This window comes from Enterobacter sp. BNK-22, from assembly GCF_048684805.1.
GTDB classification, from domain to species: Bacteria; Pseudomonadota; Gammaproteobacteria; order Enterobacterales; family Enterobacteriaceae; genus Enterobacter; species Enterobacter quasiroggenkampii.
This window is the reverse complement of the sequence record NZ_JBLQTT010000001.1, coordinates 4,207,387-4,232,718: the sequence shown is the minus strand read 5'-3', so window position 1 is coordinate 4,232,718 and position 25,332 is coordinate 4,207,387. Positions and strand designations below refer to the sequence as shown.

Below are 25,332 nucleotides of genomic sequence, written 5' to 3'. Positions count from 1 at the left end.
ACCCAAAATAAAACCAATAGCAACTACATTACTCACTATCAACAGTAAATTTTTCGTCGCTGACGTTCAGCTCAAGCTTAAGCTGCGTGGTAAATCCGCTATCGTTGAGGTTATGCACCACTTCGCTGATGATCCACGCCTGCTCGTCGATGACGCGTTTAAAACCGTTTACCAGCACCGGCGTTTCGGGGTACAGATCGGCGCGTCCCAGGGCAAGCTGGATGGAAAACTCTACGGTTCCCGCTGAAGCGCGCGCCACTTAGCCTCTGCGGCCCTGAGCGCCTGCTCTTCAGAGGCATAGACCGTGGTGAGCTCAAATACGTTTTCCGCCGATCCCACCAGCCTCTCTTGCGGCTTCTGCTCCTTGCCTCCTGTTTCCGCTACCGGTGCGACGGCACCCGGGTGCTGCAGTGCTCCTGTCGGCTGTACGCTTGATTGGCGTGAAATACTCAATTGAGGATTTTGTTGTTTTGGGTCGCGCGTTTGCAGCCATTTGGCCGTCACGCCGGAATAGTTTTCACGGTCAGCGACGGAAAAAAGGTGCTTATCGCCATCCCCACGCTCAATCATCATTAAGGGAATCGGCGTGCCGCTGGCCGTCACGGCCTGGCCCGCTTTCATAAAAATAACCTTCCCGGCTTTGATTGAAACAAATGCTCCATTACGTTCAGCAAGGCGGGAGAGGAACGCCGCATCTGTCTCCTGAGACTGGTCAATATGAGAGATGGCGATGGATGCAAGCCCCGACGAGACGCTGGCGGTCAACTGGTTACGCTGAGCGATGGTATCGACTATCGCGCCAATCGTCGTGTCATGCCACGACTGTTCGCGCCGCACGTTTAGCTTTCCACGAAAATCTGCGCTGAATCCCCGGATGGTCAGCGTGTCAGGCGCGCCCCGGAATTGAATCGCATCAATCGTAAAGTCCCCTTTCTTCTCGAGCGGGGTTCCCTCCCATCCCAGCCATAAGGACAGCCTTGCCCCCCGGGCCGGCAAGTCTAGCAGCCCGTCGGAATCATCCAGTTGAATATCCAGCTGATCGGCTTCCAGCCCACGTTTGTCGATCATGCTAAGACTGATAAGACGGTGGCTGAAATTTTGTGTGACATCGCGATCGTCAAGCTTAAGCATAAAATCAGGGGCGATTTTCCCACCCGCCCGGATATTCATTTCGGTTATCATCCCACCAGCCCTCCAATGCTATTACGTGCGCTCGTCACCAGCTCTTCGGCCTGGGTTCTCAGATCGCCAAACATCGTCACCAGCGATTCGTCCACGCGTTTCAGTTCCAGCGTAAAATTAATTTTTCGGGCAGTACCGTCACTGTAAAAATCCGAATGCGTATGCGTGACTTTCTCAATGATAAACATGCCGTGAATGATGCCGGTTCCGTCTATCAACGGCCATGCCCGCCCCTCATTCGCCATCAGCTCAACCGCCTTGAGGGAAAGCCGCCCTCCCGTGAGCTCAGGGTAAAGCAGTCCGGAGAGGGTAAAAGATGTCTCGCCTTCGCCAAGGTACTGCCAGGCTTTAGGTTTCCCGATCCGATCGTTGGACGCCCAGCGGTAATCCTTTGTAAACTGCATTGTCTGATAGGGTAAGGTTCGTCGTTCAAAGACAAACAGACCCAGCACCATTAACATTTTATCTCTCCTCAACCATACATTAAGCTGGATTGCTGCCGTCTCGCTTTATCCTGTTCAATGCTATCTATTGTCTCCCGAATTTGACGCGTCAGATCCGTTGCGGAGGCCGTGCCCCCCTGCAGCGTGATGTGATATTCGCTTTTACTCTGATCGACGTAAGAGCGTCCTCCCGGCACGAGGGTTGGCTGATACCCCTGGCCGACGCCAGAGATCCCCGCCACCGGAATGGACGAACTGCCCGCAGGAGAGGATGTCGCGTCTGCTTTTGCCGCCGCGGCATCGAGATTACCCGACTCGTTTTTGATAAGACCGAGTTTCTCCAGCAGCCAGCTGGCCTTGCCGCTCAGGCTGTTAAAGAGATTAAGCGGTGCCATTAACGCATCACCCAGCGCCTGTCCAAAAATCACGCCAGCGTTTTTACAGCCATCCAGCGTTTCCTGCGTCGCCTTGATCGGCGTAATCAAGTCGGTGAACCATTGCCAGATACCGCCCAGCTTCTCCGAGATAGCGTCAAATACCGCCATTACCGGTGAGAACAGCGCACCCAGCGGTGCGAAAGCCGTTGAAAGCCCTTCCATCACCCCGCCAAAGAAGGCGCTGATGGGCTCCCAGTATTTGAAAATCAGCAAAGCACCGGCGGCAATCGCCGCGCCAAGGGCTATCACCGGCCAGCTAAGGGCGCCCAGCACCGTCATGACGGCCCCGCCCACCACGCTGAATACCGTTCCTAACATCCCGGCCGCGGTAATAACCATATTGATGCCCGTCAGAACCGGACCAATAACCGTGCCTACGCCACCCAGTACCCCAGCAAACGCCTGCGCGCCGACAACAATGCTGGCAAGGATCTGCGTCAGCTCAGGGTTGGCATTCACCCACAGGGAGGCCGTGCCAAGCCAGCCGGTTGCGGTTGTTATCAGGTTGCGCAAAGCGCCATCTGCTTTATCAAATACGTCAATCTTCAGCCCGCTCCACGCGGCCTGGAATTTGCTGATATCGCCGTCAAGATTGTCGGTCTGCACGGAAGCCACGATCGCGGCACTGCCCGTTGCCCCCTGCAACTGCTGGCGTTTTTTATCAAGCGCGCCGTTACCCGCGGCTGAACGCAGTGCATCCGGAGCCTGGGGCTGTCGCAGCATCGCGCTGAGCGCGTCCCCGGCGGCGGCACCGTTCATTCCCTTTTCCGTCAGAACGCCAAGCTGCGTGATTGTCTCTTCAAGACCCATACAGGTCGCATCCGCAGCGGGCGCAGCGGAGGTGACGGCCGCCGCCATCTCAACGAGACTGGTGTTCGAAGAGATAAACCCGCGGGTAAGTAAATCTGCGATGCGTCCCGCATCTGTATCGGCCAGGTTATAGGCGGCCTGCGTGCTGCTGAGAATATCGGCCGCTTTAGCCGCGTCGACATTCCCCGCCAGGCTGAGGTTAACCGTGGGTACAGTGGCAGCAATAACCCCATCGGCGTCATAGCCTGAACGAGCCAGTTCGGTTTGTGCACGGACGACCGTATCTGCCGGTACTCCGGTCCTGGCACTGACCTCCCGCGCCTGCTGGCGAATGGCCTCAAGCCGGGCGTCGCCCTTCTCCAGACCAAGGCTTGCCTGAATAGTCGACATCTGTTTTTCAAAACTGATGCCAGGCGCCATAAACCGGGACGTCTGATCAAAGCCCGCTTTGGCCATGCCCACGCCCGCATTAGCCAGTTGATGCACCCGCGTGGCAACGCGTTTGCCTGACTCGTAGCGATTCTGAACGGTACTCAGCTGCGCCTGCTGCTGATTGACGCGGGCCAGCGCATCCCGCTGTCGGTTAAGCTGCTGCGTTTTTTTGCCGATCTGACTTTTTAAACGACGCTCATCCGACGAAAGCGTTCGCGTGTTGATTCCCGCCTGAGCGAGTTCAGTCCGCTGACGCTGTACCGAGTAACGTAAGCTGTTGTACTCAAGCTTGAGGTTGGCTGCCGATTTTCGGGCTGCGGACAGCGCATCAGCCTGTGCCTGAGTAGGGTTTTGTGTGTTTTTAAACTGCAACGCCAGCGCAGCCGCCTGCTGTTTCGCCTGAGCAAGCGACTGCTCCGTCGTGGCGAGCTGGGCATTTGCTTTTCTGAAGCCGTTAATGCGCCCCGCCTGTTCGTCGAGCGCCCCCAGCGCCGTCTGCGAATCATGGATATCGCTCGCGAGAGTCAGGCTGGCGTTCTGAAGAGCGTTAAGCGGTCGGCTTGCACGATCAACTGCCTTAAGCAGTTCCTGAAGACTGACATTATTACTCATGGTGGTTTCCGCTTCGCTGCAGCGCTTTTTCGCGCCATAAGAGGAGTTCGGTCACGCTAAGGGAGTACAGTTCTGACGGCGGCCAGTGAAAAATCACCGCGATATCCGCCATCAGATCGTCGACCGACAGGTTTTCAGGAAATCTCAGCGAGCCGAAGCCGGTGACAAAAAACCGATCACCTTACCGGCAAAGGAGAGCAGATCGCAGGCATCCAGACGCGCAACTTCATGCTCGGTCAGAGCCGGCGAGGTCATTCGCGGCAGCACCTTGATCAGGGCATCAACGTCGGATTGCGCCAGCGAGGCCAGCGAGATCCCACGCAGAGTCCCGGCATTCGGTTTGGAGACCGTCACCTGTTCAATTTTTTGCTCACCGCGCAGAACGGGACTATCAAGCGTGACAATGTATGAGCTGTTGTTCATGGCGTTCTCGTTGCTATTTTCCATTTCATTACTCTTCTGAAAGTTAGCTTACCGGCCGGCTATCCCGGCCGGTTAAAGGGTTACAGGCCGATGGCCTTACGGTGTTCAGCCAGACGATCGACACCGTCGACTTTCAGCACCATGTTGATGATGTCGATCTCGATGATCTCTTTGCCATCAATGGTCAGCTGGTAGTAGGCGCACTCGGTGGACATCTTGGTGGTGCCGCTTTCGCCCTGCTTGTTCTCGCCGCCATCAAACTCTTTATGACGGCCGCGCATGACGATTTCGACGGCGGAGATTTCGCCGGTATCATCACGCTGGAAAGAGCCGGTAAAGCGCAGCGGCACGCTGTCCGCGCCCGGAGAGGCGTACTGTGCCCACAGCGCGGCGTCCGGCAGACCGCCAACGGTCCACTCCAGCGCCAGGGCATCATCATCCAGACCGAGATCGACAGAGACCGAGCCCGGCATACCGCCGCCACGATACTTCTCCAGCTTGCGGGTAAGCTTCGGTAGGGTCACAGACTCAACAACGCCCATATAGCTCAGGCCATCGTTGAACATATTCAGGTATTTAAGTTTGCGTGGTAACGCCATGCTTCAGCTCCTTAGCTATTAACCGAATCTGACAGGTCTGCCAGATAGGTATCGGTGATGCGCTGGCGCAGGGTCAGATTTTCCAGCGGCGGGACAGGGGTGTAGTCGTAATCGATATACAGTTTCCCCGCTTTCAGGGTGGTTGCGTCGTTCGACTCAGGGTCATACCAGCAGGAGCCGTCGACGATATAGCCGTTGGTTTTCAGCTCGCGGAACTTGGCATTAATACCGGAAACGATGTCGCGGATAAGCGTTGGCGTGATGGGTTTATCCATCGCCCACGCGTGCGCTTCCGCCATGGTATCGGCCAGCACCTGCGCGGTACGGGTGTAGTTTTCAAAGACGAATAACGGGTCGTCAGAGCAGGTACGGTTACCCCAGAATTTGAAGCCGTCGTTGCGAATCAGCGTGGTGACGCCCGCCTGGTTAAGCAGGTTCGCATCGGTAGCCTGTTCCTGCAGATCCCAGGAGACAGAAGCGCTTACGCCCGTGACGCCGTTGACGCCAACGTTTGACAGGGTTTTATGCCACCCGATGGTCTGGTCGATTTTGGCGCGCAGGCCAAGCGCGCGGGCGGTCGCCCAGGCCGTCGTCGTTGCGTTCGTGGTGGTATCCCATGCCAGAAAATCAGGATGGATAACCATCAACTCGCGCTGGCTGAAGTTTTTGCGGTAGTTGATCGCCTCAGGAATGGTTTTACATCCCCATGCGCTGACATAGCCGAATGCGCGCAGGCTCTGGCACATCGCGGCCAGTGCGGTCGCCACTTCCTGAGAATCGAGCCCCGGGACGCCGAGAATACGTGGCTTAACGCCGGTCACTGTTTTCGAGGTCAGAAGCGCCTTCAGGCCGGTATATTTACCGTTTTCGTCGGTAGTACCGATGATGTTGGAAACGGTCTGTTTGCGCGCCTCTTCCGGGGTTTCTGCGGTGCCTTCAGCCACGCGAACAACAACGACAACCGGTTTACACTGGTCAGCGATCGCCTGCAGAGAAGCGGACAGCGTCCCCGCCTTGCCTGCTTTCGCAATCGCATTTTGCACGTTGGTAATGAGCACGGGCTCGTTTAAAGGAAATGTCTTGTCGTCAGCATCGCTGGCCGTACAGACCATACCGATGATTGCCGTCGAGACGGTGGAAATGGTGCGGGTGCCATCGTTGATTTCGATAACTTCCACGCCGTGGTGATAGTCGCCCATCCGGTTAACTCCTTCGTTTAGTGGTGAGGCTATTTTCTCTTGGGCGAAGGAGGTATGAAACGTAATGCCGTTGGAGGTAGGGCAGCACAACATAGAGTGAGTGGTTGACCCGCGCGGGAAAGGTGACTGAGCGTTTTGAGCGATCAATCATAAGTAATTGATCGTCGATTACCATTATTAATGAGTGAATATTATCGATATCGTTGCGCCATTAACGAGGTAATAACGATTTTACTCTGGTTAGCTGGCGGTCTGACTGCATGATGAATTTTTGGTTATTACTGGTTCAAATTTTTTATCGGTAATAAAACAGAAAAATATGAGTGATGCCCCTATAAATAAGAAATAGCCCGCGTGATGCGGGCCTTTTCTTTATAATAAGACAGTTTAAACAGATATCCACTCAGGAGTTTTAGGCCAGTCTGGTACACTGAGGTCAACCCCCGTCAGTTCAACAACGTATTTTTTCAGTTCTTCCAGTTGTGTTTTTTCTTCCTCGGTAGCCATCCCCAAATCAACTGCAGACTGCAGCGGAAAAGCGCTTACCGCCGCCTCGCGTTGCCTGCTCAATAGCTCTCTGCGATTAGCTGCGAGGATTTCTTCTGGTGTCCTGACCGGTGCGGCTACAGTGACCCACTCCATCTGTTTGCTCTCGACGTTGTAACTGGGGGCGCAGTTAACGGGAGCGGCGCCGACAAATTTTTCATGCTCTGAATCACTGACCCGGACAAGGTCATCCGGCAGAGCGTTAACAGACTTGTAATAGCGCAAACTTTTAATCGGATAAAAGCCGCGCGTTCTATTGCTGAATAACTGACTATGCATAACTAATATCCTGTTACCACAAAAGAGAAATAGCCGCTCATATTTCGCGAGTGAAGAGAGAAAGCACTTGCACTTAAAGGGTTAGCTGTCCAGTAAGAATCTTTGTCATTTCCCCCTGTTCCGCTGAAAGAGCCACCTATTGCGAGGATTCCGTTAGGAAAAGCAGCCGGAAGATAAACAGTGACATCCGGGTTGGAATTGGAGTTGGAAGCAACCCCGCCAATACACTGCATGAACACCTGACCGTTGCCGTGACGGTAATAGGCGGAGCTGTTTCCGGTGGTGGTCGACCCTGACTGGTTCGGTGGTGGGTTGTTCGAAGAATAAACCCTTACCTGCCCGCCGGATTCAAACACCCCTTGACCCGCAACGATATTGCCTCCGCTGTTAATTTGCCCAGCAGCAAAAATTGAGTCACCGCTATAAAGCCGTTGGGGTGCATTGAATGTTCCGTTTGCATCAAAAGAATACAGGGCACCACTGCCAGAATCCCCAATGATATGAACGACTGCGGAACCAAAATCATTTTTACCCGATCGTAATATGCCAAAACTAACAGAAGCGCCATATCCATGACCACTCGTTACAGACGTTCCTTTCACGATCGGAAGGTATACCGAATTATCTTTAGCGGTAGTGTATCCACCAACAAAAAACGGTGCTGAGCCATTCGTATATTGATGTGCAAATGCCCCACCTCCCTGCCAGTATTCCGGCTTAGTGGCGTAATACTTTGCACCATCGAGATAATCAACGCTTCCCCCGTAGTTTGTGAGAACTTTCGTCCAGCTCCCCCAGTATCCGTTATCTCCATTTAAGGTACGGAATTTTAGTTGTTTACCACCATCACTATAAGACGCAGCATATTGCACCCGATAGTTACCACCCAGTCCTCCCACATCAAGAATTGTCGCCTCATAGCCAGGTGAATAGGCAGCACTGGCATAACAGAAACTTACGGAATTAGCAGGAAGACCGCTTGCGTCTTTAATCTCTCTGCTCGCTTCAGCAGCAACAGACCGTATAGCAAGCGCACCACCGTTAACCACCACGCGCCCGGGCGTGATGTCGTCACGACTTTCCTGGGAATTTTTACCAGCAGCAGTACCCAGACTGTTTTTCAGTTTTATGAGATCATCACTGACAGTCTTCACAGACTTTGGTGTGGCCGCAAGCGTCTCTGAAGCACTATCGGTCGCACTGCTAAGCTGAACAATCCCCTTTTGTCCGGTAGTCGCATCCTGAGCCGTATACTTACCACGGGCAAGGTCGTAGGCAGCCTTAACCGCTTTCGGCGTTGCGGCCAGCGTTTCAGACACACTATCAGTCGCACTACTGAGCTGCGTAAACCCTTTAGCCGTTAGCGTGGCATCGGGATGACGGCGAGACTGCTCATGCTCCTCAAGCTTCTCATCAACATACTCTTGGGTCGCCATTACCGTAGACGTATCTATCGAGAGCTCGACCGAGGCGATATCACTGACCATGATCACCATTCTCACGGTCTGTGCACGGCCCGATCCCTCCTCCAGCAATGGTTTGTAACTTTCCGCCATGTTGCCGACGGCAATCAGCGTACCGGTGTCATCGTAAAGCCCCATCTCACGCATCCAGAACCCCCCCGCTTCGGGAGGAATGAGAAGCTCCGCGATCACATAGTTAAGCTTTTTATTGTCCTGGCTAATTTTATTCAGCCCATGGCGCCAGACTTCATTAACCAGCTTCGTCTGCCCGGCATCAGGAACCGGCAATGTGCCGCCACCGTCACCCACGGCCATCGCCGTAAAATTGACTTTCTTGCCGTTCGGGACGGTCGCGGCAGCCAGTTTTTCGGCACCGGCTTTGGTGATAACCGTTTTATATTTTACTGTCATTGTGCTCTCACTTATCCGGGATAAACCGTGATGATGTCGCCGTCATAGCTCAGGGCGCCGGTATAGAGATAACCCGGTATGTCCTGGATGATATTCAGGCCAATAAGGTGGCGGCTGGCAGGCTTTGCATCAGCAATAAGCCTCTCCATTTCGTAATACATTTCCTCGGTGATGCCCGTGTCCAGTACGCCGATATCAAGGCGGAAGGTGCCGGGCGGATCGTTGGTTTGCCACCACTCGGTAACATTAATCAGATAGCCAAGCGGCTCCACCACGCGACGTACAGCGCCTATCGTTCCCTTGTGGGCATGAATAAACCACGCGGCGCGGATCACCTCCCGTTTGGTGGCCTCCGGCCAGTTCTCATCCCAGCGGTCAACCGAAAACGCCCACGCCAGCCAGGGCAGCAAATTCGCTGGACAGGTGTCCGCATTCCAGAGATGGCGCAGCGGAACCGGCGTATTTTCGATGTCCGCACAGGCGCGCGCCGCGGCGACCTCAAGCGCCGATGAGCCGACCGGTAAAAGGCGGGCATTACTCATCGTTTCCCCCCACGGTTACGCTGTAGTGGCTGCACCAGGAGGCCTGAGTTTCATCAAGCACGATGTCAGCCGCGGGTGCGGTCAGTTCCACCCGCTGCACCCCTTCCACGTGAAGGGCAGCGTAAATGGCTGACTTGCGGATATCGCGTCCCAGCCGATGCTGAGCCGTGATGTAGGTCTGTAATCGGGCTCTTGCCGCATTGAGTACCGGTTCACTTTCGGGGCCGGGAAAAAGGAAAAGCGATGCTTCAATGCTGTAGTCGACAATGTTGGCCGACTGGACGGTCACGCGGTCGGCGACGGGCCTGACGTCCTCATCGTTCAGCGCATTGCGAACAACGGCGAGCAGTTCCTCAGACGCTACGCCGTTATTCTCCCGGGAGAGCACGGAAACCGTGACGTTTGCGGGCTGTGGGCTAATGACGGAAATGTCAGCCACCCGACCATCTGCACTGCGGCCATGGAACTGATACGCGCCCGTCGAACCGGCCACGCTCAGCCCTTCCGGCGCTTGCTGGATGCGCAGACGAAAGTCGGTATCGGACTCCATCACAGCCGGAGTGGGCGGTAACGTGGTGTCGTCAGCAGGGGTAATCGTCAGACGCGCAAGGTTCGCGTTTGCCCCGATCTGGTCCAGGTCGCGGCCTGCCGCATAGGCCAACATGACCGCCCGTGCAGCCTCGTTTACACGCTGGCGCCAGATAACTTCCCGGTAGGCGTTCTCCTGCAGCAGCTTCACAATCGGCTCGGATTCCAGCGTCAGCGTCCGTGCAATCGCCTCTCGCTCCTCTTCCGGATAGAGGGAGACAAAGGTGGTCTTTCGTTCTGCCAACAGCGTTTCATAATCCACCTCCTCCACGACATCAGGCGCGGCGAGCTGGCTCAGATCAACAATAGCCATAGCGTTTAACTCAGTGAAATGGTGATAGAAAAAGATTGTCCGGAGGTCGGGCGCGTGCCGGTGATATCGACATACAACGTCCCGTCGTTCTCCGAACGTTCGAAAGTGATGGCCGTCAGGCTTATCCGCGGCTCCCATTTCTGGATGGCGGAATAACAGGCGGCCATGATCTGCAGGCGCAGCGCCGGGCTCTGCGGCCTGTCTATCATCGCCGCCAGCAGCGAGCCGTAATCCCGGCGCATGACCCGCGAGCCAATCGGCGTAACCAGAATGTCGCGCACGCTCTGCCGGATGTGGTCAGCCTCTGAAAGGCTTAGCCCGGTCTGCCTGTTCATTCCCCTGTAACGCACCGTCATTGTGTCCCCTTAGTCCAGCTTCCGCCGCTTTGCACACTGCCGTGCGCGTGGTTGTCCACCTGCACCCCGTTGGAGGTCAATTTACCGCCAGAGTGCTCAATATTTCCGGTCATCACCCCGCCCTTCTGCACTTCCAGCGAGGCGGTAATTAACTTGTTGGTACACACCACTTCAGGCGTATCCAGCGTGATGCGGGACGTTGAGATCACCCGCACTTCCGGCACGGTGGCGGTCAGCGATTCAGAAGCGGAAATGTCGGCCGTTTTAATACCTGAAACCGTCAGCGCCCCGCGTCCGGGTTCATACTCGATCACCGCGCCGTCAGGGAACGCGACGTGGAAAGCGTCAGGCGACCCGGACGGCGCCGGATGGTCATCAGAGAAAATGCCGGGCAGCACAAAGGCGGTATCCAGCTCACCGCCGATGGCCAGCAGCAGCACCTGCTCTCCCTCGGAAGGGGCCCACCACACGCGCGAACGTCCCGCACGGCAGGTTAGCCAGTTCAGCCAGGTGGTTTTCATCCCGCCGGTCTGGACACGACAAAGCCCTCTGTTGAGGTCAATGTCGGTCACAACACCGATACGAATCAGATTGCGGATCGCGCGAGCGATACCGTGCATGGAAGTTAATGTATTCATGAGAAGAGAATGCCGTTCAGGAGGAACGGCAGCAACGAGACGGGGTTTTCTGCGGGATGATACAACAAGCGGTCCAGACAGCTGGCGGCTGGCGGCCTTCAGCGTGGGGAGCTTAGTCCTCCCACTGGCTGACCAGCTCACCGTTGATGTACAACGCCTTCGGACGCGTGACGGGCTCCGGCAGCGGCGGCTCCGGGGAATAGGTCGCGTGCAGAACGCCCTGTTCCTCGGAAACAAGAATGCGCTCGGTTAATTGCATGCTGATGCTGATATCCATCGTAGCGTCATCGTTTAAGACGATCGCGAAGGTATATCCGTTTTTGCGTCCCTCATCGAGGGTAAAAATGTCCAGCTGGTTTTCCCGCAGCCAGGCCAGTACCGGAACAAAAAATCCCTCGCTGTCGCCCGTGAAACCGCTAACCTTCGCGTTCAGCACATACCGTTTTTCAAAGGAGAGCGAGGAGGCCAGGCGGGCGTCTATATTGCCGCTGCCGACCGACATCTGCAGGCGCTCCGGGTTGGCATTCAGTTGGGGGATCGCGTCAATTAATGCCTGACGCAGGCTCTTGAGTTTGTGCATCGAGTTTATCCTGACAGTCTTTAATGGTTTCAACCTGCAGCGCGCAGGCGATAAGGGCGTACTCAAGCCTGCGAATATCGGCGCTGAGATCGCCGTTAGTGGCGGGTTCGCTTCCCGGCATCGGGCAGCGGCTCACCTTCGGGCAGGCGTTGTAAACAATGGGCTGCGGAGGCGCAGGCGGTGCGGGTGTGCAACCTGCGGACAGCATCAGGCAGCTGAGCGGTATACCAGCGGCGTAACGCTTCATTTTCATTGAGTAATCTCCCGATAGTCGCTTCCCGTCTTGCCCTCTCCTCACCCGCAGCGACAAGCTCTTCACGGAGCCTGACCTGGGCGTTTTCGTTTGCTCTGGCCATCCGTTGCGACTGGGACAGCTGATGGTTAAGCGTGGCGAGGGCATTTTTTTGTTCGCTGGCGACCCGGTTGGCCGTGGCTAAAGAACGGGACAGGGTCTGGTTGTCATGACGAAGCCACAGCGCGGTCGCCAGCAGCCCGGCCAGCAGCAGCATAAGGACTCTCATGGCAGCCCCTTCATGCACCAGGCCTTCTCGCGGACACGGCGGTTTTCCAGACCGGTGTTTTTGACGCCGTTGACGTACACCCAGCGGGTAAGCTCGCCGCATGCCTGCGACCACTGTTTACGCTTAATAAAAGACACCAGAGTCGAACGGCAGGCGGCGCCTGCGCCAACATTAAAGGTAAAACTCACCAGCGCGTCGTAGACCCGCGGCGGCATCTCCACCGGCGCGCACGTCGCCAGCCGTCGCTCAACGTTAAGCACATCAGCAACCAGATTTACCGCGGCCTCACGCTCAGTAATGTCCCGCGTCGGCACAACGTTTGCCGTGTGGCCAATGCCTGACGTCCATACCCCAGCGCTGCACCGATAGGGCGAGAGACGACAACCTTCGAGATCGGCAATCAGCGCCAGCCCCTCAGGGGACGTTTTCAGTAAACGAAAATCGGGCATCAGCACAGTCAGGGCCAGCACGCCGGCGACGCTGCAACGCTTAATGATTGAGTTCACGAATGCTCTTCTTATCGAGGCCCAGCGACTGGAGATAGCGCCAGGTTTTTCGCTTAAACCAGTAGTTCGTCAGCGCGGTAAAAATGGCGCAAACACTCCCCACGTACAGCGCGACCTTTTCAGGCGACATCGCCCCGAACCAGGCCAGCGCCACGGCCAGCCAGTAGGCGATAAACGTGGTGATTTTCTCCAGGCTCAGTCCCATAGATTTACGGATTCTTTGGTGGGGGCGCTATTTACCTCCGGCATCTCTACCGGCGTGCCGTGAGGCAAGATAACGCCTGACTCCGCGAGGCCAGGATTGGCCTTCAGAACGGCTTCTACGACGCCAGCCGTGCGCCCATAATAGCGGGCGCAAACGGCATCAAGCGTGTCCCCCTGCATTGCATAGATCTTCATCAGACGCTCCCAACATCCGGTTACCAGGTACTGTAGAGTTTCCCGGGCTGGCGGCCTTTTCGCTATCGCTGACGGATGGACAATCGCGGACACAACAGACCGTCCACAAGCAGCGAAGCGTGGGTCAACGAAAGCGCAAAATCAGAATGAGGGCGTGCATTCGGGTAATGATGCTGGGCTAGCGCCAGCTCTCGTCTTCCCAGACTTCCCGGAGAATATTATCCAGCATCTCGCGATCGGCTTCTCCTTCGAGCCCCTGGAGCTCTACTCCCGTCATCGATCCTATTTTCACGGTCACCCGCGATGACGGGAACAGGGATCTTATTCGGCGGGTCAGTTCGTTCTGGAAGGCCTCGACGACGCCATGGCCAATCTGCTGGTCTTTATCAAGCGTAATGTTCACCCGAACGTTACCCTCTTTTTTGATGCGTTCCGGAACAGGCGATGCTGAGAAAACAACGGTAAACGCGTTGTTTTTGATTAAATTTCCCCGCGCAATCTCAGCAATCAAATTCAGGGCAATCTCACGATCTCTTTCCTGACATGTTCCTTCTGTCGTCAGTCGAGCAATCATCTCGACGCGTTCAATCATGACCTGCTCGTTCAACTCTCTGTCCACACAACCTCCACCACGAGATACTGTATAAACATACAGTATCACGTATTCATAAAAAGAGTGAAGCGAAAAATCAGAACTCTTCACGGTATGTGCATGATATCGATGGATATTAGCGTGCTCTCAGAGCGAACAGATCCGATAAATGCCCAATACGTTCAAGGATTTTCCGCGCCTTATGCTGATAAGAACGCGCTGCCGGAAAGAGCGTTCCGTCAACTGCGCCTCTGCACCATTTGTCGTTAAAACGGCTTACGCCGCCCGCCATAAGATGCAGGGCCTCTGCGCGGCTGATGGCGATTCCGGTGGCGAGCCGAACCTCATCAATCACCTTCTCCGGGACCCCGTTTTGCGGATCCCGCTCGTAGACAAAGGGCGCCGCTGCGCCGGGCCGGATGCGCTTAATACGCTCGGTTAATGCCCGTCTCGCACGCCGGTTGAGGGGTTGAGAGAGATCGCTCAGCGTACAGTTATTGACAGAACTCCGAGAAGGCGCAGATACATCCTCAGGCTCCTGGGCCCGCTTCGGCACAATTTTCCACTGCGTGAGCCGGGTTAAAACCGGGCTGCCCGCGCCGACGGCGGAATCGTACACGCCGCGGATGCGGACCGTTTCTTCGCCGTACTGGTTAAACCCGGTACCCGGCTCATACAGCGTGCGCACCTGTAAATCATCGCGACGCACAAACGGGCCGCCCTGTGCAGTGACGTAACCCGCCCAGTCACCGGCGTCGGCAGCTTCATGGACGGCAGCAAACTCGACGCTCAGACCACGCGCGGTCTCTGCGTCTGCCAGTCGGCGCAGCTCGCGGTAGACCGTTACCGGCGCGCCGCCGATGAACTGAAACTGGCGAATGTGCCAGCGCCCTGCCCAGGCCGATACGGCGGACGCCGTCTCCTTCAGCAGGCCGCCGCTTTCGTTATCGGTCTCGCCATCGAGCGCATAGCCGTCGATATTCTTTGAGATGTATTTGGCGATATAGCCGGTAGCGCTGCCTTTCTGCGGATCGATCGCGTCCGCGTGAAAGCGAGCCTGTCTGGCGCTTTCGCTCTGCAGCTCAGCGGCATCCTCCTCCCGGGCGTAGTCCCCTATAATCCGGCGAACGCATTCGACGTCTTCCGGCCGCATAAACATCAGCATGTGCCAGTGGGGCGTACCGTCGTGATGGGGTTCCGCGACGCGGATACCAAAGATACGGCGACCTTCCCGGTGCAGCTTTGCGCGGATGCGCGCCCACACTCGGGTGAGGTAGCCTTGCGTCTCCGCCGGGCTGGCCCCGTTCCACTTCGCGTTGGGGTAGCCCGATTTCACGGTCGCGTGATACTGCGCGGGGGCGGTTAAGGTATAGAATTCGCCCACATAGCCCAGCGCCTGGCAGATATTTTCAAACCCGCGAATGCGGGTCATGAGCTCACAGCGACGTATCGCCGGGTTGGCCACCGAACTATCGTATTTTTCAATCAGGCTAATGCGGTTGCCCTCTTCATCTTCCAGCTCCATGCCCTTGAGAAATTCACGGGTGCGGCGCTTCTGCTCGCGCCACTCGGTCACGCAGCGTTTGCTCGCATACGCCATTCTCTTTTTGCTGACGTTGCCGAGGGCAATCTGCAAATGCTCGCGCCAGGCAGCCGCGATCCGACGTAAACGCCCGCGCCACCACGCCTCGGAAAACATCCGCATCACCGCGGCGGCAACATCGTCTTTGTTGAAAAATGTCTTCGACACCCGCTCCCAGTGCGGAGGCGACACGTTGAACTGCCGGGCGATCAGTCCGGCGCGCTGATACCAGATGAAGAGCGTCTGGTATTCGCCCATATCGGCATCGTTAATATTTGCCAGCTCGCCGCGAATAAAGCTGGCAATATCGCCCGCCAGCAGGTCGATATCCGCGCGGGACATATCCGGCAGACGGTTATAGCGGGCAACCAGTTCAACCATTCGCGAGGCAAGGTACTGCAGAAGCTGGGTATCGAAATGGCCTTTAAACACGGCTCGGGAGACTACGTCATGCAAACCTGCGCAGGCATAGCGTTCAGAGACCCGCCGCAGGCGGGGCAATATCCTGTTGCAGAAGCGGATCAAAAAGGCGTTAGCCTGCGGATTGCCCCGATGCTGTTCGAGGGCGTCAACGGCGCGCCAGACCTCAAAACGCACGCAGTCAGGCTGCTGTGAGAGGGCCATTCTTGCCTGCTGCAGCGCCGCGAAGAAGCGATCGCGACGCTGCTGCTGGGCATGGGTAAGATAAGGGCTGGCAATAGCTGACCGCGGCGCATTCCACGGATAAGCGAATGACGTAGCCAACTCACCCTCCCCGGACGTGTTTATTTTTCATCTCCGCGATCTCCTGACAGGTGACGCACAGAGCCACGCCGGGCACCGCCATACGGCGCGCCTGCGGTATTGGAGCCTCACACTCCTCGCAGAAGAAACGCGAAGGCGATGCGGGTCGTCTGCGGGCGCTATTAATGTGGCGCTCTCTGTCTTCCTGCTCGCGCGCCTGGGCAAGATCGATAAAATCGGCCATCAGTGCAGCTCCTGGGATTCACGCTCGTAGCGAGCCGCTTCGTGGCACAGCAGTTCGGCAACGTCTTCTCCGCTCATGCCGGTTTTGTAGATCTGGCTCGCCAGCGCTTCCAGACGCAGGGAGACCGCAAGGGCGCGCGCGCATCGTTCCTCTGTTTTTGCCTCCATCAGCAGGCGTTGCAGTTCTTCACTTCCGATCGGATAAGGGCGGTTTTCACTGTGTCGCATTACGCGTTCTCCTTAAATTCAGGCAACAGGGTGCCCGGCGGGTTGACGCCATTCGTTTTTGGGTTGGGTTACAACGGCATGGTCAGCCGTTCAGGAAATAAACTCACAACAGCACGAAAATGATTCATCGCGGTAATTAGCGCTCTTTTCTCCTCTGTGGTCAGCTCGCTGATATCGCACTCATGACGGGCGACGGGTAATCTCGCCAGGAAAAAGAGAGCGGCCAGCGCCCTGCTGTTCTCCTCAAAAAAGGGATCGCGCTTATCGCGCATGTCGGCCATAAACCGCGCCAGCTCTTTCCCGCTATCGCTCCCGTAGCGGGCGCGCAGTTCAGCGATGTGGTTAAGCCCGCTAAGACGCGCCCCCACGCTTAGTGGAACCCTTGCACAGGCAGCTTCTATCGCCATATCTCCCCTCGCATAAATGTATGCACGCTAATGCGTTCAAAACGGGCAGAGCACGGCTTTTTCCGCCGTTTGAGGATTGCGATTTCGGAAGCCATGCTGCATGATTCCCATTTTGATAATGCCTGCAATCATTAGCCTCAGTTTGCCAACATCTGCCGCTGATTGCTCGAATTTGTAATGATACTAATACCCAAATGAGTATTAGTAAACACCCAAAGGAATATATTTTGATACTAGATTCTCAAGTGAATAATGAAGAATTGCTCGATAGAATCTGTCAGGTATATGGTTTCACGCAGAAAATCCAGCTGGCCCGGCACTTTAATATCGCCGCCAGCTCGCTTCAGAACCGCTACGCGCGCGGTACCATCTCTTACGACTTTGCGGTTCAGTGTGCGCTGGACACTGGCGCCAGCCTCCGCTGGCTGATGACCGGCCAGGGTGCGCAGTTTGCAGGAAACCCCGCCCCGGGCGATCCCGTTTCGGTTTCGACATTCACACTCAGTGACGGGAGGCTGGAAGAAAATTCCATTTTGAGTATCGACGCTGCTTTCTTTAGCAAACCGCTGACGCGCGGCATCGCCGTCCGGGCAGAGGGGAAGCTGCACTTTATCGAAAAAGAGGCGTCGTTAACCGACGGCCTGTGGCTGGTTGAGATTGAAGGCACCGCCAGCATCCGCGATCTGACGCTGCTGCCGGGGAAAAAACTTCACGTGGCGGGCGGCAAGGTTCCCTTTGAATGCGGTATCGACGAGATAAAAACGGTGGGACGCGTGGTGGGGATCTATAGCGAAGTAAGCTGAGGATACTAAATCCAAGGCTGACGAGATTCGCCAGCCTTTTTGTTGATTTTAAACGCTATTTTTCGATGTAGTTGTAAGAAGTCAGAATTCCTTTGTCAGAAAAATCGACGGACAGGTGCTGCTTGCGATCCAGATTAAGAGGAATGATGAGATAGATACGACGATCGATGATCTGCGACGTATACTCCCAGTGGCGCGTATTATTGTAGTCAGCCGTATTTGCTGGTACGCCAAAAGCAATCAGCACATCTTTGCGGGTCGTGACCTCTGGGATCAGCTTCTGCTTTATCTCTTTTTCCGAATACTGAGCCAGGCTTGTCGCCTTGGTTCCGTCGTAGTTCGATGCACATGAGACGCTCAGGAGACAGGCTAACGCCACACCTAAAAAGTTAATGGCTTTCACTGTACAAAATCCTTTTCAACATAAATGCCATTGACGGTATCAAGCGCGACTTCTTTCATATAAAGCACGCAATATCCCGTTTTATCGCTATAGCTAATATGCCCTTCGTAGATCTTTTTCTTTTCTGGCGTGAAAGTCAGCGATACATTACATCCCTGATATAAAGCGTGCTGGATAGTGGTTTTTTCATCTGGCACAATCAACGTTTCGAAATAGTCTTTATCGTATTTCTTCCCCGTGACTTTAGGGAGACCAATATCTTTCGTCGACCCAAGGAAAGGGTTCAAATAACGATTGTGCTTAAGTACCCACCCACCTGTTTCTTTACCGGATTTATCATACTGATAGATGCCATAACTCATCGGCGGCCCAATGAGACGAAGCTTAGCGACATCCTCGCTACTCGGCGGTGGCGTGTACATTTTCGGCTCAGGAAAGAAAGTACTGCAGCCAGAAAGACTCACTATTGCTGGAATAATTATATATTTTAAAAATCGCATACCGTTACCTTTATATATATCCTTGCTTATTTTTCAGAGAGACACCCCGAGGCATTAACATCCCTGAATGCTATTAACAAATCACTCATAGATATAAAGGTCAACTAAAAAAAATAAATTTAGGTTTAGTGTAATAAAAATGCGCGTGCCGTTGGATTTTGAGGCGTTTATTAATACTCTTTGAACAACGAATCGCCAATGTTGGCTGACTCTTCAAGCGTGGCAACACTGGCAGAGCGGGAACCGTAAACTCAAACCCTCCAGTTCCTTTACTCACAAACTGCAAAACTAAAGAAATCCCCCATCGCGCCGATCATCATCCGTGTGTATTATTTCCTGTAGCTTTTACAACAACTAACCTTAACTCAAATACTTAAGCGCCAAAGCGAAAGGCATCATGAGCACACCGATCAAACGGCTAGAAATCATTAAAAATGCCATTGAACTGGAAGATGACGACATCATCCAGAGCCAGCTGACACGCCTGAAAAATGAAGCGTTTGACGATGAGCTACAGGCAATCGTCGTGGCGCTTGAGGAGAAGAACTACACTGCGGCCATGGCGGCCATTACCGCCTGGCTGCAGGGCCAGCGCGCCGTGACCCCGTGGCGCGATCCGCAGGTGGCGGCCAGCAAGCTGGAGCTGAAGGCGCTGGAAGAGCGTCTGCGCGATCTGATTGACCGCCGCAACGCGCGGGTGCAGCAGCTTGATGAGTTCAACGATCTCTATTTCTCCCGCCTCGGGCCGCTGATGCAGCAGATCCTCGCCCTGCGTAAAACGCTGGCGGAGCTGAACCTGCGTCGTCAGCAGGCAGAAGCGCGTCGTCGCGAGGAGGATTACCGTCGCTGCCAGCACTATATGGCGCAGGCGGTAGAGGTGCTGGTGACGCTCACCCAGCGCTGGCGCGATCTCCCGGCTGACTCCGTCCAGGCCGCCGAGGCGCGTAAGCATCTGGAGCAGCAAAGCAATCTGATTGCCAACCTGTTGGCCGAAGCGCAGGAGCTGGAGAGCGGCTTAACGCGCGAAGAGGAGCCTGCGCGTCAGGCTCGAGACGAGGCCAACGAAGAGTACGAGAAGTATCGCGAACAGCATCACGATGCCGAAGTGCGGCTGCGCAAAGGTAAGCATCTTTCGCAAGAGGACCAGAATGAACTCAAGCGTCTCTGGCGACAGGCGAGCAAGCTCTGCCACCCGGATCTGGTGGCGGACGATCTGAAAGAAGAAGCCAACAACATGATGGTGCAGCTTAACCAGGCGAAGCAGCGCGGCGATGTGAAAGCCATTCGCTCGCTGGTGGCCCGCCTGCAGCAGGGCTTCGAGCCATTGATGGCCAGCGACAGGCTGAACGATCTGGAACGTATCCGCAAAAAAATGGCACAGGTCCGCGAGCAGATCGACACCTTAGTGAACGAGCTGGCGGAGCTGGAGAAAGAGGAGTCCTGGCTGCTGGTCTCCTCACTGAGCAATATGGAAGCGTACTTTGCTCAGCAGGAGAAAGCGCTGCACGAGGTCCGCACCTCGCTCGAACATCAGGTGAGCGAAGCGCAGCTGGATTCGGCAGCCTGATTATTTGGCGTGCCAGTATGCGCTGGCACGCACCAGCTGCGGGTCAATGGCGTCGGCTTCAAACTGACGGCTCAGGCTTTTCACCACCTTCCCTTCCCCGGTCAGCCAGATAAAGTAATCGTCCCCCGGAACGGTCAGCGTCGCCAGATGGTCCGCGACTGCCTGCTCGCTGTGGCCCACCACCCAGGTGATGTTGAACGCGCTCAGGTGCGCCAGATAGTCCTTATACGATTCATCCCCAACCGTCACGACCGCCTGCACATCCGGGCGAACCGGCAGTTGCGCAATACTCTCTAAGCGTCGACGCAGCGCGGGCATGCCGGACTCGTCGCACACGTACAGCTGCCAGGCGTAATCCTCCGGCACCACCAGCGAACCGCGCGGGCCGCCGATGGTCAGCTTATCGCCTACCTTCGCCTGTAGCGCCCATCCGCTGGCAATGCCGCCGTCATGAATGAAGAAATCCAACGCCAGCTCATGACGGGCCTCATCGTAGAGCGGCGTATAGTCGCGCGCCTGCGGACGCACGCCGTCACCCCAGTCGATGCCTTCATCGGTGACCACCGGCGGCGTAAACGTCGTCCCGGGTGCCGGGAAAAAGACTTTGGTATGGTCGTCGAAACCGCGGGAGCTAAAGCCCTCCAGCGCCTCGCCGCCTAGCACAATGCGCTGGAAACCCGCGCTGACGCGCTCAACGCGGAGCACCGTCAGTTCGCGAAAACGCAGGTCATTACGAACACGCTGTGGATAACGGGTAGATGCCATTTTTAGACCCTTTTCTGGTGAATACGATATATCTAAATCAATTTTCAAATGATAATGATTACTAATAAGGAAAAATGCAAGATCTTTTAGATTGCATCTGAATATATCTTAGATATAGTTTAGATATATCAAAATGAAGGGCATATTATGCGACACGAACACGATGGCGGCGGACGTCGACCGCGCTTTTTCGGCCACGGCGATCTGCGGCTGGTGATTCTGGATATCCTGACCCGCAGCGCGAGCCACGGCTACGAGCTGATCAAAGAGATCGAGAACCTGACGCAGGGGAACTACACCCCGAGCCCGGGCGTCATCTATCCCACCCTGGATTATCTGCAGGATCAGACATTTATCACCATTACGGAAGAAGAAAACGGGCGTAAGCGCATTGCGATTACCGCTGAAGGACAACGCTGGCTGGATGAAAACCAGGAACAGCTGGAACAGATCCAGGTGCGTATCAAAGCGCGCAGCGTCGGCTTTCAGCTACGCAAAAACCCGCAGATGAAGCGGGCGCTGGATAACTTCAAAGCGGTACTGGACCTGAAGGTAAATCAGGGAGAGCTCAGCGACGCGCAGCTTAAGCAGATTATCGGCGTGATTGACCGCGCGGCGCTGGAGATCTCCCAGCTGGATTAAGCCGGTGCGTGCTCGCTCACGCGGAAGACGCGTACCAGTTCTTTAAGGTGCATCGCCTGTTCATTAAGCGATGCCGCCGCCGCGACGGACTCCTCCACCAGCGCGGAGTTTTGCTGGGTGGTGGCGTCAATCAGGCCAATCGCGCTGTTGATCTGCGAGATCCCCTCCGTCTGCTCATGGCTGGCCTGACGGATCTCACGCAGGATCGCATCCATCTCCTCCACGTTGCCGACCATGCCGTTAATCAGCCCACTCGCTTTTTCGACCAGGTTCATCCCGTCCTGGGTCTGGCTGGTGGAGCTCTCAATCAGCTCCCGGATTTCGCTGGCAGACGACGCGCTCTTCTGGGCAAGCTGGCGCACCTCTCCGGCGACCACCGCAAAGCCGCGGCCGTGCTCACCGGCGCGCGCCGCTTCCACCGCCGCGTTCAGCGCCAGAATGTTGGTCTGGAATGCAATGGCGTCGATCAGGTCGATAATGTCGGACATCCGGTTGGAGGTCTCGTTAATCAGGCGCATTTTGCTGGTCACCTGCTTCATCATCTCACCGTTGTTTTTGACCACCGTGGCGGCATCGGCAGAAAGATTGGTCGCTTCACCAGTATGCGAGGCGGTATTTTTCACCGTCGCGGTGATCTGCTCCATCGAGGCGGCGGTCTGTTCAACGGAGCTGGCCTGCTCTTCCGTACGTGCGGCCAGATCCTGGTTCCCGGCGACAATCTGCGCGGCTGCGCTGGAGATATTCTCCGAGCCGGTCTGCACCTGCTGCACAATGTCCAGCAGACGCGTCTTCATCTCCATCAGCGCATGCAGCAACAAGCCCGTTTCGTCTTTACCGTGCGGCGTGATGCTGCCCGTCAGATCGCCCTCTGAAATCGCTTTTGCGAAATTCACCGCCTCACCGAGCGGGCGGGTGATAGCGCGCACGATAAACCAGCCAATCAGGCTGCCTGCCGCAACGCTAAAGAGCGTGAGCAGGATCAGCAGCAGACGGTTAGACCTGAAATCCCCTTCCACCTGCGTACCCGCACGCTGCATCTCGCTGTTCTGAATGGCAATCAACTCCTTCACCTTCGCTTTATAAGCCTGCTGCACGGCAAGGGTGGTGGTCATCATCTCCTGAATGGCGCCCGCACGGTTGTTGTTCTGCACTGCCTGCAAAATACGATAGCGCGAATCCAGATACTGCTGGCGCACGCTGCGGATATCCGCCAGCACCTGCTGAGACTTTTGATCCTGCAAGGCGTTGTTCAGCTCGCCCAGAATCACCGTAATATGCTCGCTGATCTCTTTCAGGCGCTGCTGAGATTGCCCCGTGTAAGTACCCTGCTCGTCCAGCAGCATCAGCTGTTGAGTGCTAATAAATTCCTGGAAGTTATCGATTAACTGGTTCGCTTTTACCGTGGTCGGATAGTCATGGGTAATAATGGATTGCATCCCATTATTTGCCCGGTTCAGGCTCAGCAAAGACACACTTGCGCTGATCGCCATCAGGACAATAAAGAACCCAAACGCCAGAAATAATTTCGTGCCGATCTTTACGTCATGTAAGAACATATTTACTCCATCGATGTGATTATTTCTCAGACGATCGCTGTTATCGGTAACGGATTGGCTAACTTTATGACTTTGATCGTTTTTTTATTTCATAACCCTCACAATGCATAGGTGTAGGCTATTAATATTGCTTCATCGATCGTTACCAGACCGTCAAACGGGGTATTTTTGAAACAGGATTCTGAAGAACTGACTTAGGCAGGAATAAATAACTGAGGCACTTTCTTTAGTTATTTAATATTAAATTAACAATAAACCACATTAATAGTCACAATGGGAAAAATAAAAAGCCGTTTATTCCTTATGGTATAAACGGCTTTTTTGGAACATGACTGACTCAATGGAGCACGGTCACCGCATCCTTAAGACGTCCGGCGCGATGCTTCACCATGGCAGAAATGTGCGCGCTCTCCTCCACCAGGTCGGCGTTTTTCTGCGTGATGCTGTCAAGTTCAGCCACCGCACGGGTTAACTCTGATAACCCGGTTGCCTGCTCGGAGGTCGCGTGGCTGATCTGGGCGATAAGCTGCGTCACGTTTTTCACCTGCACAACGATATCATCCATCGTACGGCCCGCAGCGTGTACCTGCTCAGAGCCGGACTGCACCTTGCTGGCGCTGGCATCAATGAGTTTACGAATATCATTAGCCGCACTGGCGCTGCGGCTGGCGAGATGACGGACTTCGCCCGCGACCACGGCAAAACCTTTGCCCTGCTCGCCTGCCCTTGCCGCTTCAACCGCCGCGTTCAGCGCCAGAATATTGGTCTGGAAAGCGATATCGTTAATCAGAGAGGTAATCGAGCCAATTCGCTGCGTGCTGTCGGCAATGTCATCCATCGTTTTAACGACGGTCTGCATCGCATTTCCCCCTTTCGTTGCCGCGCTGCTCGCGGCCACGGAGAGTTTGTCCACCTCGGCGGCGGTTTCGGAGTTACTCTGAACGGACGCGGCCATCTGGTTCATTGTCGCGACGGTCTGCTGCACGTTCGCGACGGTCTGACGCGTACGATCGTTCAGATCTTCATTTCCCTGCGCCAGCCTGTCGCTGCCGTCACGGACGCTCACCACCTGGCTCGACACGTCATTGATCAACCAGCGGCACATCAGGCCAAGCTGCCCTACCGCGCGCAGCGTCAGGCCCAGCTCGTCGCTGCGGTTCAGGTGCTGCACGCTATTGCGCTCGCCGGTGGCGACCTTCAGCGCCTGTCGCGCCACATTCTCGATCGGGCGGACAATCTGTTGCTCAAACAGCAGCGTTCCCAGCAGCATCACCACCGCGGCCGCGGCGAGCGGCGTCCAGCCTGCGGAGGTCGCGGCCAGCGTGGCGGCGAGTACGGCAAAGAGCACCGCCATCACGCTGCGCACGCGCCAGCGCAGCGGCATGGCCGGCAGTTTACCCAGCCAGCCCTTTCCCACCACCAGCCCTTTGTGAATACGTTTTTTACAGCGCCCGTCGTTCAGCGCCCGGTAGAGCGGCTCCACGGCGGCGATCTCTTCCGCTGTGGCTCTGGTGCGAATCGACATATAGCCCGTCACCTGCCCGCGGCGCACCATCGGCACCGCGTTAGCACGCACCCAGTAGTGGTCACCGTTTTTGCGCCGGTTTTTGACAATCCCGCTCCACGGCTCGCCCTGCTGCAGCGTGTACCACATATCGGCAAACGCGGCTTTTGGCATATCGGGATGGCGCACCATATTGTGCGGCTGGCCCGTCAACTCATCGAGGTGGTAACCGCTCACCTGCACAAAGGTGTCGTTGGCGTGGGTAATGTAGCTGTGGATGTCTGTGGTAGACATTAAGGTGGTGTCATCGTCCAGAGGATATTCATTCTGGGTGACATAGGTTGGAGAGGACATGGCGTGCATCCCTTGCAGGTTATTTGAATGTTAATTTTGTGGGTCATTGTTTTTTCGGCGGTAAACAATTTATCTTTAGTTGTTAAACTTGATGGAGATCGCAGATTTGACTTAAACCATACTTTTTGTACGATTTCTTAATCCATTGATTTCAAATACTTTCGCAGAGAAATTACCCACAAAG

General features: G+C 55.5%; 31 protein-coding genes and 1 pseudogene. 3 read left to right on the top strand and 29 right to left on the bottom strand.

The annotated features are described in order from the left end of the window. Positions 1-28: 28 nt before the first annotated feature. The 24 genes and pseudogenes from ACMGGE_RS20070 to ACMGGE_RS19955 form a co-directional block, all read right to left on the bottom strand. A pseudogene (locus ACMGGE_RS20070) lies at positions 29-1,182 on the bottom strand (phage late control D family protein). Beyond that, positions 1,179-1,643, bottom strand: coding sequence for a phage tail protein (locus tag ACMGGE_RS20065; protein ID WP_045910024.1), 465 nt, complete (start codon positions 1,641-1,643; stop codon positions 1,179-1,181). The pseudogene ACMGGE_RS20070 and the gene ACMGGE_RS20065 overlap by 4 nt, the downstream one beginning before the upstream one ends. An 11-nt stretch (positions 1,644-1,654) precedes the next feature. Continuing rightward, positions 1,655-3,916 (bottom strand): phage tail tape measure protein, encoded by a 2,262-nt coding sequence (locus tag ACMGGE_RS20060; RefSeq protein WP_420294083.1) that lies wholly within the window; start codon positions 3,914-3,916, stop codon positions 1,655-1,657. After that, positions 3,909-4,028: a GpE family phage tail protein gene (locus ACMGGE_RS20055; protein WP_023616176.1), complete on the bottom strand. Its 120-nt coding sequence runs from the start codon at positions 4,026-4,028 to the stop codon at positions 3,909-3,911. Before ACMGGE_RS20055 ends, ACMGGE_RS20060 begins: the two co-directional genes overlap by 8 nt. Positions 4,029-4,060: 32 nt before the next feature. Continuing rightward, positions 4,061-4,363 carry a phage tail assembly protein gene (locus tag ACMGGE_RS20050; RefSeq protein ID WP_023616177.1) on the bottom strand — a complete coding sequence of 101 codons (303 nt, stop codon included), beginning with the start codon at positions 4,361-4,363 and terminating at the stop codon, positions 4,061-4,063. A 56-nt stretch (positions 4,364-4,419) separates the two neighbouring features. After that, positions 4,420-4,938, bottom strand: a complete 519-nt coding sequence (locus ACMGGE_RS20045) for a phage major tail tube protein (RefSeq protein WP_045910027.1) — start codon at positions 4,936-4,938, stop codon at positions 4,420-4,422. A gap of 11 nt (positions 4,939-4,949) precedes the next feature. Next, the gene (locus ACMGGE_RS20040; RefSeq protein ID WP_420294082.1) at positions 4,950-6,137 is read right to left on the bottom strand and encodes a phage tail sheath protein; all 1,188 of its coding nucleotides are present in this window, start codon (positions 6,135-6,137) and stop codon (positions 4,950-4,952) included. 387 nt (positions 6,138-6,524) lie between these two features. Continuing rightward, positions 6,525-6,962: a tail fiber assembly protein gene (locus ACMGGE_RS20035; protein WP_420294081.1), complete on the bottom strand. Its 438-nt coding sequence runs from the start codon at positions 6,960-6,962 to the stop codon at positions 6,525-6,527. Between the two features lie 2 nt (positions 6,963-6,964). Continuing rightward, a complete protein-coding gene (locus ACMGGE_RS20030; RefSeq protein WP_420294080.1) occupies positions 6,965-8,836 on the bottom strand; it encodes a phage tail protein in 1,872 nt (623 codons plus the stop codon). A gap of 11 nt (positions 8,837-8,847) precedes the next feature. Next, positions 8,848-9,378, bottom strand: coding sequence for a phage tail protein I (locus tag ACMGGE_RS20025; RefSeq protein ID WP_023616181.1), 531 nt, complete (start codon positions 9,376-9,378; stop codon positions 8,848-8,850). Further along, positions 9,371-10,279: a baseplate assembly protein gene (locus ACMGGE_RS20020; protein WP_420294079.1), complete on the bottom strand. Its 909-nt coding sequence runs from the start codon at positions 10,277-10,279 to the stop codon at positions 9,371-9,373. The genes ACMGGE_RS20025 and ACMGGE_RS20020 overlap by 8 nt, the downstream gene beginning before the upstream one ends. A gap of 5 nt (positions 10,280-10,284) precedes the next feature. Further along, positions 10,285-10,635 (bottom strand): GPW/gp25 family protein, encoded by a 351-nt coding sequence (locus tag ACMGGE_RS20015; protein WP_023616182.1) that lies wholly within the window; start codon positions 10,633-10,635, stop codon positions 10,285-10,287. Further along, positions 10,632-11,273: a phage baseplate assembly protein V gene (locus tag ACMGGE_RS20010; RefSeq protein ID WP_262823115.1), complete on the bottom strand. Its 642-nt coding sequence runs from the start codon at positions 11,271-11,273 to the stop codon at positions 10,632-10,634. Before ACMGGE_RS20010 ends, ACMGGE_RS20015 begins: the two co-directional genes overlap by 4 nt. Positions 11,274-11,385: 112 nt before the next feature. After that, on the bottom strand, positions 11,386-11,853 hold the full coding sequence (locus ACMGGE_RS20005; RefSeq protein ID WP_420294078.1) for a phage tail protein: 468 nt from the start codon (positions 11,851-11,853) through the stop codon (positions 11,386-11,388). After that, positions 11,816-12,061: an Rz1-like lysis system protein LysC gene (lysC, locus tag ACMGGE_RS20000; RefSeq protein ID WP_229226321.1), complete on the bottom strand. Its 246-nt coding sequence runs from the start codon at positions 12,059-12,061 to the stop codon at positions 11,816-11,818. Before lysC ends, ACMGGE_RS20005 begins: the two co-directional genes overlap by 38 nt. Further along, a complete protein-coding gene (gene lysB, locus ACMGGE_RS19995; RefSeq protein WP_262780075.1) occupies positions 11,949-12,374 on the bottom strand; it encodes an Rz-like lysis system protein LysB in 426 nt (141 codons plus the stop codon). Before lysB ends, lysC begins: the two co-directional genes overlap by 113 nt. Then, positions 12,371-12,880: a lysozyme gene (locus ACMGGE_RS19990; RefSeq protein ID WP_420294077.1), complete on the bottom strand. Its 510-nt coding sequence runs from the start codon at positions 12,878-12,880 to the stop codon at positions 12,371-12,373. Before ACMGGE_RS19990 ends, lysB begins: the two co-directional genes overlap by 4 nt. Beyond that, positions 12,864-13,085 carry an HP1 family phage holin gene (locus tag ACMGGE_RS19985; protein ID WP_023616187.1) on the bottom strand — a complete coding sequence of 74 codons (222 nt, stop codon included), beginning with the start codon at positions 13,083-13,085 and terminating at the stop codon, positions 12,864-12,866. The genes ACMGGE_RS19990 and ACMGGE_RS19985 overlap by 17 nt, the downstream gene beginning before the upstream one ends. Continuing rightward, positions 13,076-13,279, bottom strand: coding sequence for a tail protein X (locus ACMGGE_RS19980; RefSeq protein WP_024906438.1), 204 nt, complete (start codon positions 13,277-13,279; stop codon positions 13,076-13,078). The genes ACMGGE_RS19985 and ACMGGE_RS19980 overlap by 10 nt, the downstream gene beginning before the upstream one ends. A gap of 178 nt (positions 13,280-13,457) precedes the next feature. Continuing rightward, entirely contained in the window at positions 13,458-13,898 is a 441-nt protein-coding gene (locus ACMGGE_RS19975; RefSeq protein ID WP_023616189.1) for a DinI-like family protein, read from the bottom strand. A 109-nt stretch (positions 13,899-14,007) separates the two neighbouring features. Next, positions 14,008-16,197, bottom strand: a complete 2,190-nt coding sequence (locus tag ACMGGE_RS19970; RefSeq protein WP_063622460.1) for a replication endonuclease — start codon at positions 16,195-16,197, stop codon at positions 14,008-14,010. 1 nt (position 16,198) lies between these two features. Then, positions 16,199-16,420, bottom strand: a complete 222-nt coding sequence (locus tag ACMGGE_RS19965; protein WP_048028939.1) for a TraR/DksA family transcriptional regulator — start codon at positions 16,418-16,420, stop codon at positions 16,199-16,201. After that, the gene (locus ACMGGE_RS19960; protein WP_023616297.1) at positions 16,420-16,647 is read right to left on the bottom strand and encodes a DUF2732 family protein; all 228 of its coding nucleotides are present in this window, start codon (positions 16,645-16,647) and stop codon (positions 16,420-16,422) included. Before ACMGGE_RS19960 ends, ACMGGE_RS19965 begins: the two co-directional genes overlap by 1 nt. 68 nt (positions 16,648-16,715) lie before the next feature. Further along, positions 16,716-17,054 (bottom strand): DUF5347 domain-containing protein, encoded by a 339-nt coding sequence (locus tag ACMGGE_RS19955; protein WP_048028937.1) that lies wholly within the window; start codon positions 17,052-17,054, stop codon positions 16,716-16,718. Positions 17,055-17,281: 227 nt separating this feature from the next. On the opposite strand from ACMGGE_RS19955, the gene ACMGGE_RS19950 reads away from it, so the two are divergent. Beyond that, positions 17,282-17,857, top strand: a complete 576-nt coding sequence (locus ACMGGE_RS19950; RefSeq protein ID WP_048028935.1) for a phage repressor protein CI — start codon at positions 17,282-17,284, stop codon at positions 17,855-17,857. 55 nt (positions 17,858-17,912) lie between these two features. On the opposite strand, the gene ACMGGE_RS19945 is transcribed toward ACMGGE_RS19950, so the two are convergent. Further along, complete coding sequence (locus ACMGGE_RS19945; RefSeq protein WP_063622461.1) at positions 17,913-18,260, bottom strand: hypothetical protein; 348 nt, start codon at positions 18,258-18,260, stop codon at positions 17,913-17,915. Further along, positions 18,257-18,760, bottom strand: a complete 504-nt coding sequence (locus tag ACMGGE_RS19940) for a hypothetical protein (protein ID WP_080347321.1) — start codon at positions 18,758-18,760, stop codon at positions 18,257-18,259. The genes ACMGGE_RS19945 and ACMGGE_RS19940 overlap by 4 nt, the downstream gene beginning before the upstream one ends. 397 nt (positions 18,761-19,157) lie before the next feature. Here ACMGGE_RS19940 and ACMGGE_RS19935 point away from each other — a divergent pair, with 397 nt between their 5' ends. Beyond that, on the top strand, positions 19,158-20,327 hold the full coding sequence (locus tag ACMGGE_RS19935) for a DNA repair protein (RefSeq protein ID WP_420294076.1): 1,170 nt from the start codon (positions 19,158-19,160) through the stop codon (positions 20,325-20,327). Here ACMGGE_RS19935 and ACMGGE_RS19930 read toward each other — a convergent pair whose 3' ends face one another. Next, on the bottom strand, positions 20,328-21,092 hold the full coding sequence (locus tag ACMGGE_RS19930; RefSeq protein WP_063622465.1) for a siderophore-interacting protein: 765 nt from the start codon (positions 21,090-21,092) through the stop codon (positions 20,328-20,330). Between the two features lie 147 nt (positions 21,093-21,239). Between ACMGGE_RS19930 and ACMGGE_RS19925 the strand changes: the two genes are divergently transcribed. Next, positions 21,240-21,734: a PadR family transcriptional regulator gene (locus ACMGGE_RS19925; protein WP_045910044.1), complete on the top strand. Its 495-nt coding sequence runs from the start codon at positions 21,240-21,242 to the stop codon at positions 21,732-21,734. Here the strand turns inward: ACMGGE_RS19925 and ACMGGE_RS19920 are convergent. Beyond that, a complete protein-coding gene (locus ACMGGE_RS19920) occupies positions 21,731-23,290 on the bottom strand; it encodes a methyl-accepting chemotaxis protein (protein WP_045910045.1) in 1,560 nt (519 codons plus the stop codon). The genes ACMGGE_RS19925 and ACMGGE_RS19920 overlap by 4 nt on opposite strands. Positions 23,291-23,627: 337 nt before the next feature. Then, entirely contained in the window at positions 23,628-25,148 is a 1,521-nt protein-coding gene (locus tag ACMGGE_RS19915) for a PAS domain-containing methyl-accepting chemotaxis protein (protein WP_126534094.1), read from the bottom strand. Between the last annotated feature and the right edge of the window lie 184 nt (positions 25,149-25,332).

Excerpts from the sequence above, each read along its gene's own strand:
- ACMGGE_RS20025 (WP_023616181.1), bottom strand. The coding sequence starts at position 9,378 with ATGAGTAATGCCCGCCTTTTACCGGTCGGCTCATCGGCGCTTGAGGTC.
- ACMGGE_RS19955 (WP_048028937.1), bottom strand. The coding sequence starts at position 17,054 with ATGGCGATAGAAGCTGCCTGTGCAAGGGTTCCACTAAGCGTGGGGGCG.
- ACMGGE_RS20040 (WP_420294082.1), bottom strand. The coding sequence starts at position 6,137 with ATGGGCGACTATCACCACGGCGTGGAAGTTATCGAAATCAACGATGGC.
- ACMGGE_RS20015 (WP_023616182.1), bottom strand. The coding sequence starts at position 10,635 with ATGACGGTGCGTTACAGGGGAATGAACAGGCAGACCGGGCTAAGCCTT.
- ACMGGE_RS20060 (WP_420294083.1), bottom strand. The coding sequence starts at position 3,916 with ATGAGTAATAATGTCAGTCTTCAGGAACTGCTTAAGGCAGTTGATCGT.
- ACMGGE_RS20010 (WP_262823115.1), bottom strand. The coding sequence starts at position 11,273 with ATGAATACATTAACTTCCATGCACGGTATCGCTCGCGCGATCCGCAAT.
- ACMGGE_RS20055 (WP_023616176.1), bottom strand. The coding sequence starts at position 4,028 with ATGGCGGATATCGCGGTGATTTTTCACTGGCCGCCGTCAGAACTGTAC.
- ACMGGE_RS19965 (WP_048028939.1), bottom strand. The coding sequence starts at position 16,420 with ATGGCCGATTTTATCGATCTTGCCCAGGCGCGCGAGCAGGAAGACAGA.
- lysB (WP_262780075.1), bottom strand. The coding sequence starts at position 12,374 with ATGAGAGTCCTTATGCTGCTGCTGGCCGGGCTGCTGGCGACCGCGCTG.
- ACMGGE_RS19920 (WP_045910045.1), bottom strand. The coding sequence starts at position 23,290 with ATGTTCTTACATGACGTAAAGATCGGCACGAAATTATTTCTGGCGTTT.
- ACMGGE_RS20065 (WP_045910024.1), bottom strand. The coding sequence starts at position 1,643 with ATGTTAATGGTGCTGGGTCTGTTTGTCTTTGAACGACGAACCTTACCC.
- ACMGGE_RS19985 (WP_023616187.1), bottom strand. The coding sequence starts at position 13,085 with ATGGGACTGAGCCTGGAGAAAATCACCACGTTTATCGCCTACTGGCTG.
- ACMGGE_RS19940 (WP_080347321.1), bottom strand. The coding sequence starts at position 18,760 with ATGCGATTTTTAAAATATATAATTATTCCAGCAATAGTGAGTCTTTCT.
- lysC (WP_229226321.1), bottom strand. The coding sequence starts at position 12,061 with ATGCTGTCCGCAGGTTGCACACCCGCACCGCCTGCGCCTCCGCAGCCC.
- ACMGGE_RS20045 (WP_045910027.1), bottom strand. The coding sequence starts at position 4,938 with ATGGCGTTACCACGCAAACTTAAATACCTGAATATGTTCAACGATGGC.
- ACMGGE_RS20035 (WP_420294081.1), bottom strand. The coding sequence starts at position 6,962 with ATGCATAGTCAGTTATTCAGCAATAGAACGCGCGGCTTTTATCCGATT.
- ACMGGE_RS20050 (WP_023616177.1), bottom strand. The coding sequence starts at position 4,363 with ATGGAAAATAGCAACGAGAACGCCATGAACAACAGCTCATACATTGTC.
- ACMGGE_RS20005 (WP_420294078.1), bottom strand. The coding sequence starts at position 11,853 with ATGCACAAACTCAAGAGCCTGCGTCAGGCATTAATTGACGCGATCCCC.
- ACMGGE_RS19960 (WP_023616297.1), bottom strand. The coding sequence starts at position 16,647 with ATGCGACACAGTGAAAACCGCCCTTATCCGATCGGAAGTGAAGAACTG.
- ACMGGE_RS19930 (WP_063622465.1), bottom strand. The coding sequence starts at position 21,092 with ATGGCATCTACCCGTTATCCACAGCGTGTTCGTAATGACCTGCGTTTT.
- ACMGGE_RS19915 (WP_126534094.1), bottom strand. The coding sequence starts at position 25,148 with ATGTCCTCTCCAACCTATGTCACCCAGAATGAATATCCTCTGGACGAT.
- ACMGGE_RS20030 (WP_420294080.1), bottom strand. The coding sequence starts at position 8,836 with ATGACAGTAAAATATAAAACGGTTATCACCAAAGCCGGTGCCGAAAAA.
- ACMGGE_RS19980 (WP_024906438.1), bottom strand. The coding sequence starts at position 13,279 with ATGAAGATCTATGCAATGCAGGGGGACACGCTTGATGCCGTTTGCGCC.
- ACMGGE_RS19935 (WP_420294076.1), top strand. The coding sequence starts at position 19,158 with ATGAGCACACCGATCAAACGGCTAGAAATCATTAAAAATGCCATTGAA.
- ACMGGE_RS19925 (WP_045910044.1), top strand. The coding sequence starts at position 21,240 with ATGCGACACGAACACGATGGCGGCGGACGTCGACCGCGCTTTTTCGGC.
- ACMGGE_RS20020 (WP_420294079.1), bottom strand. The coding sequence starts at position 10,279 with ATGGCTATTGTTGATCTGAGCCAGCTCGCCGCGCCTGATGTCGTGGAG.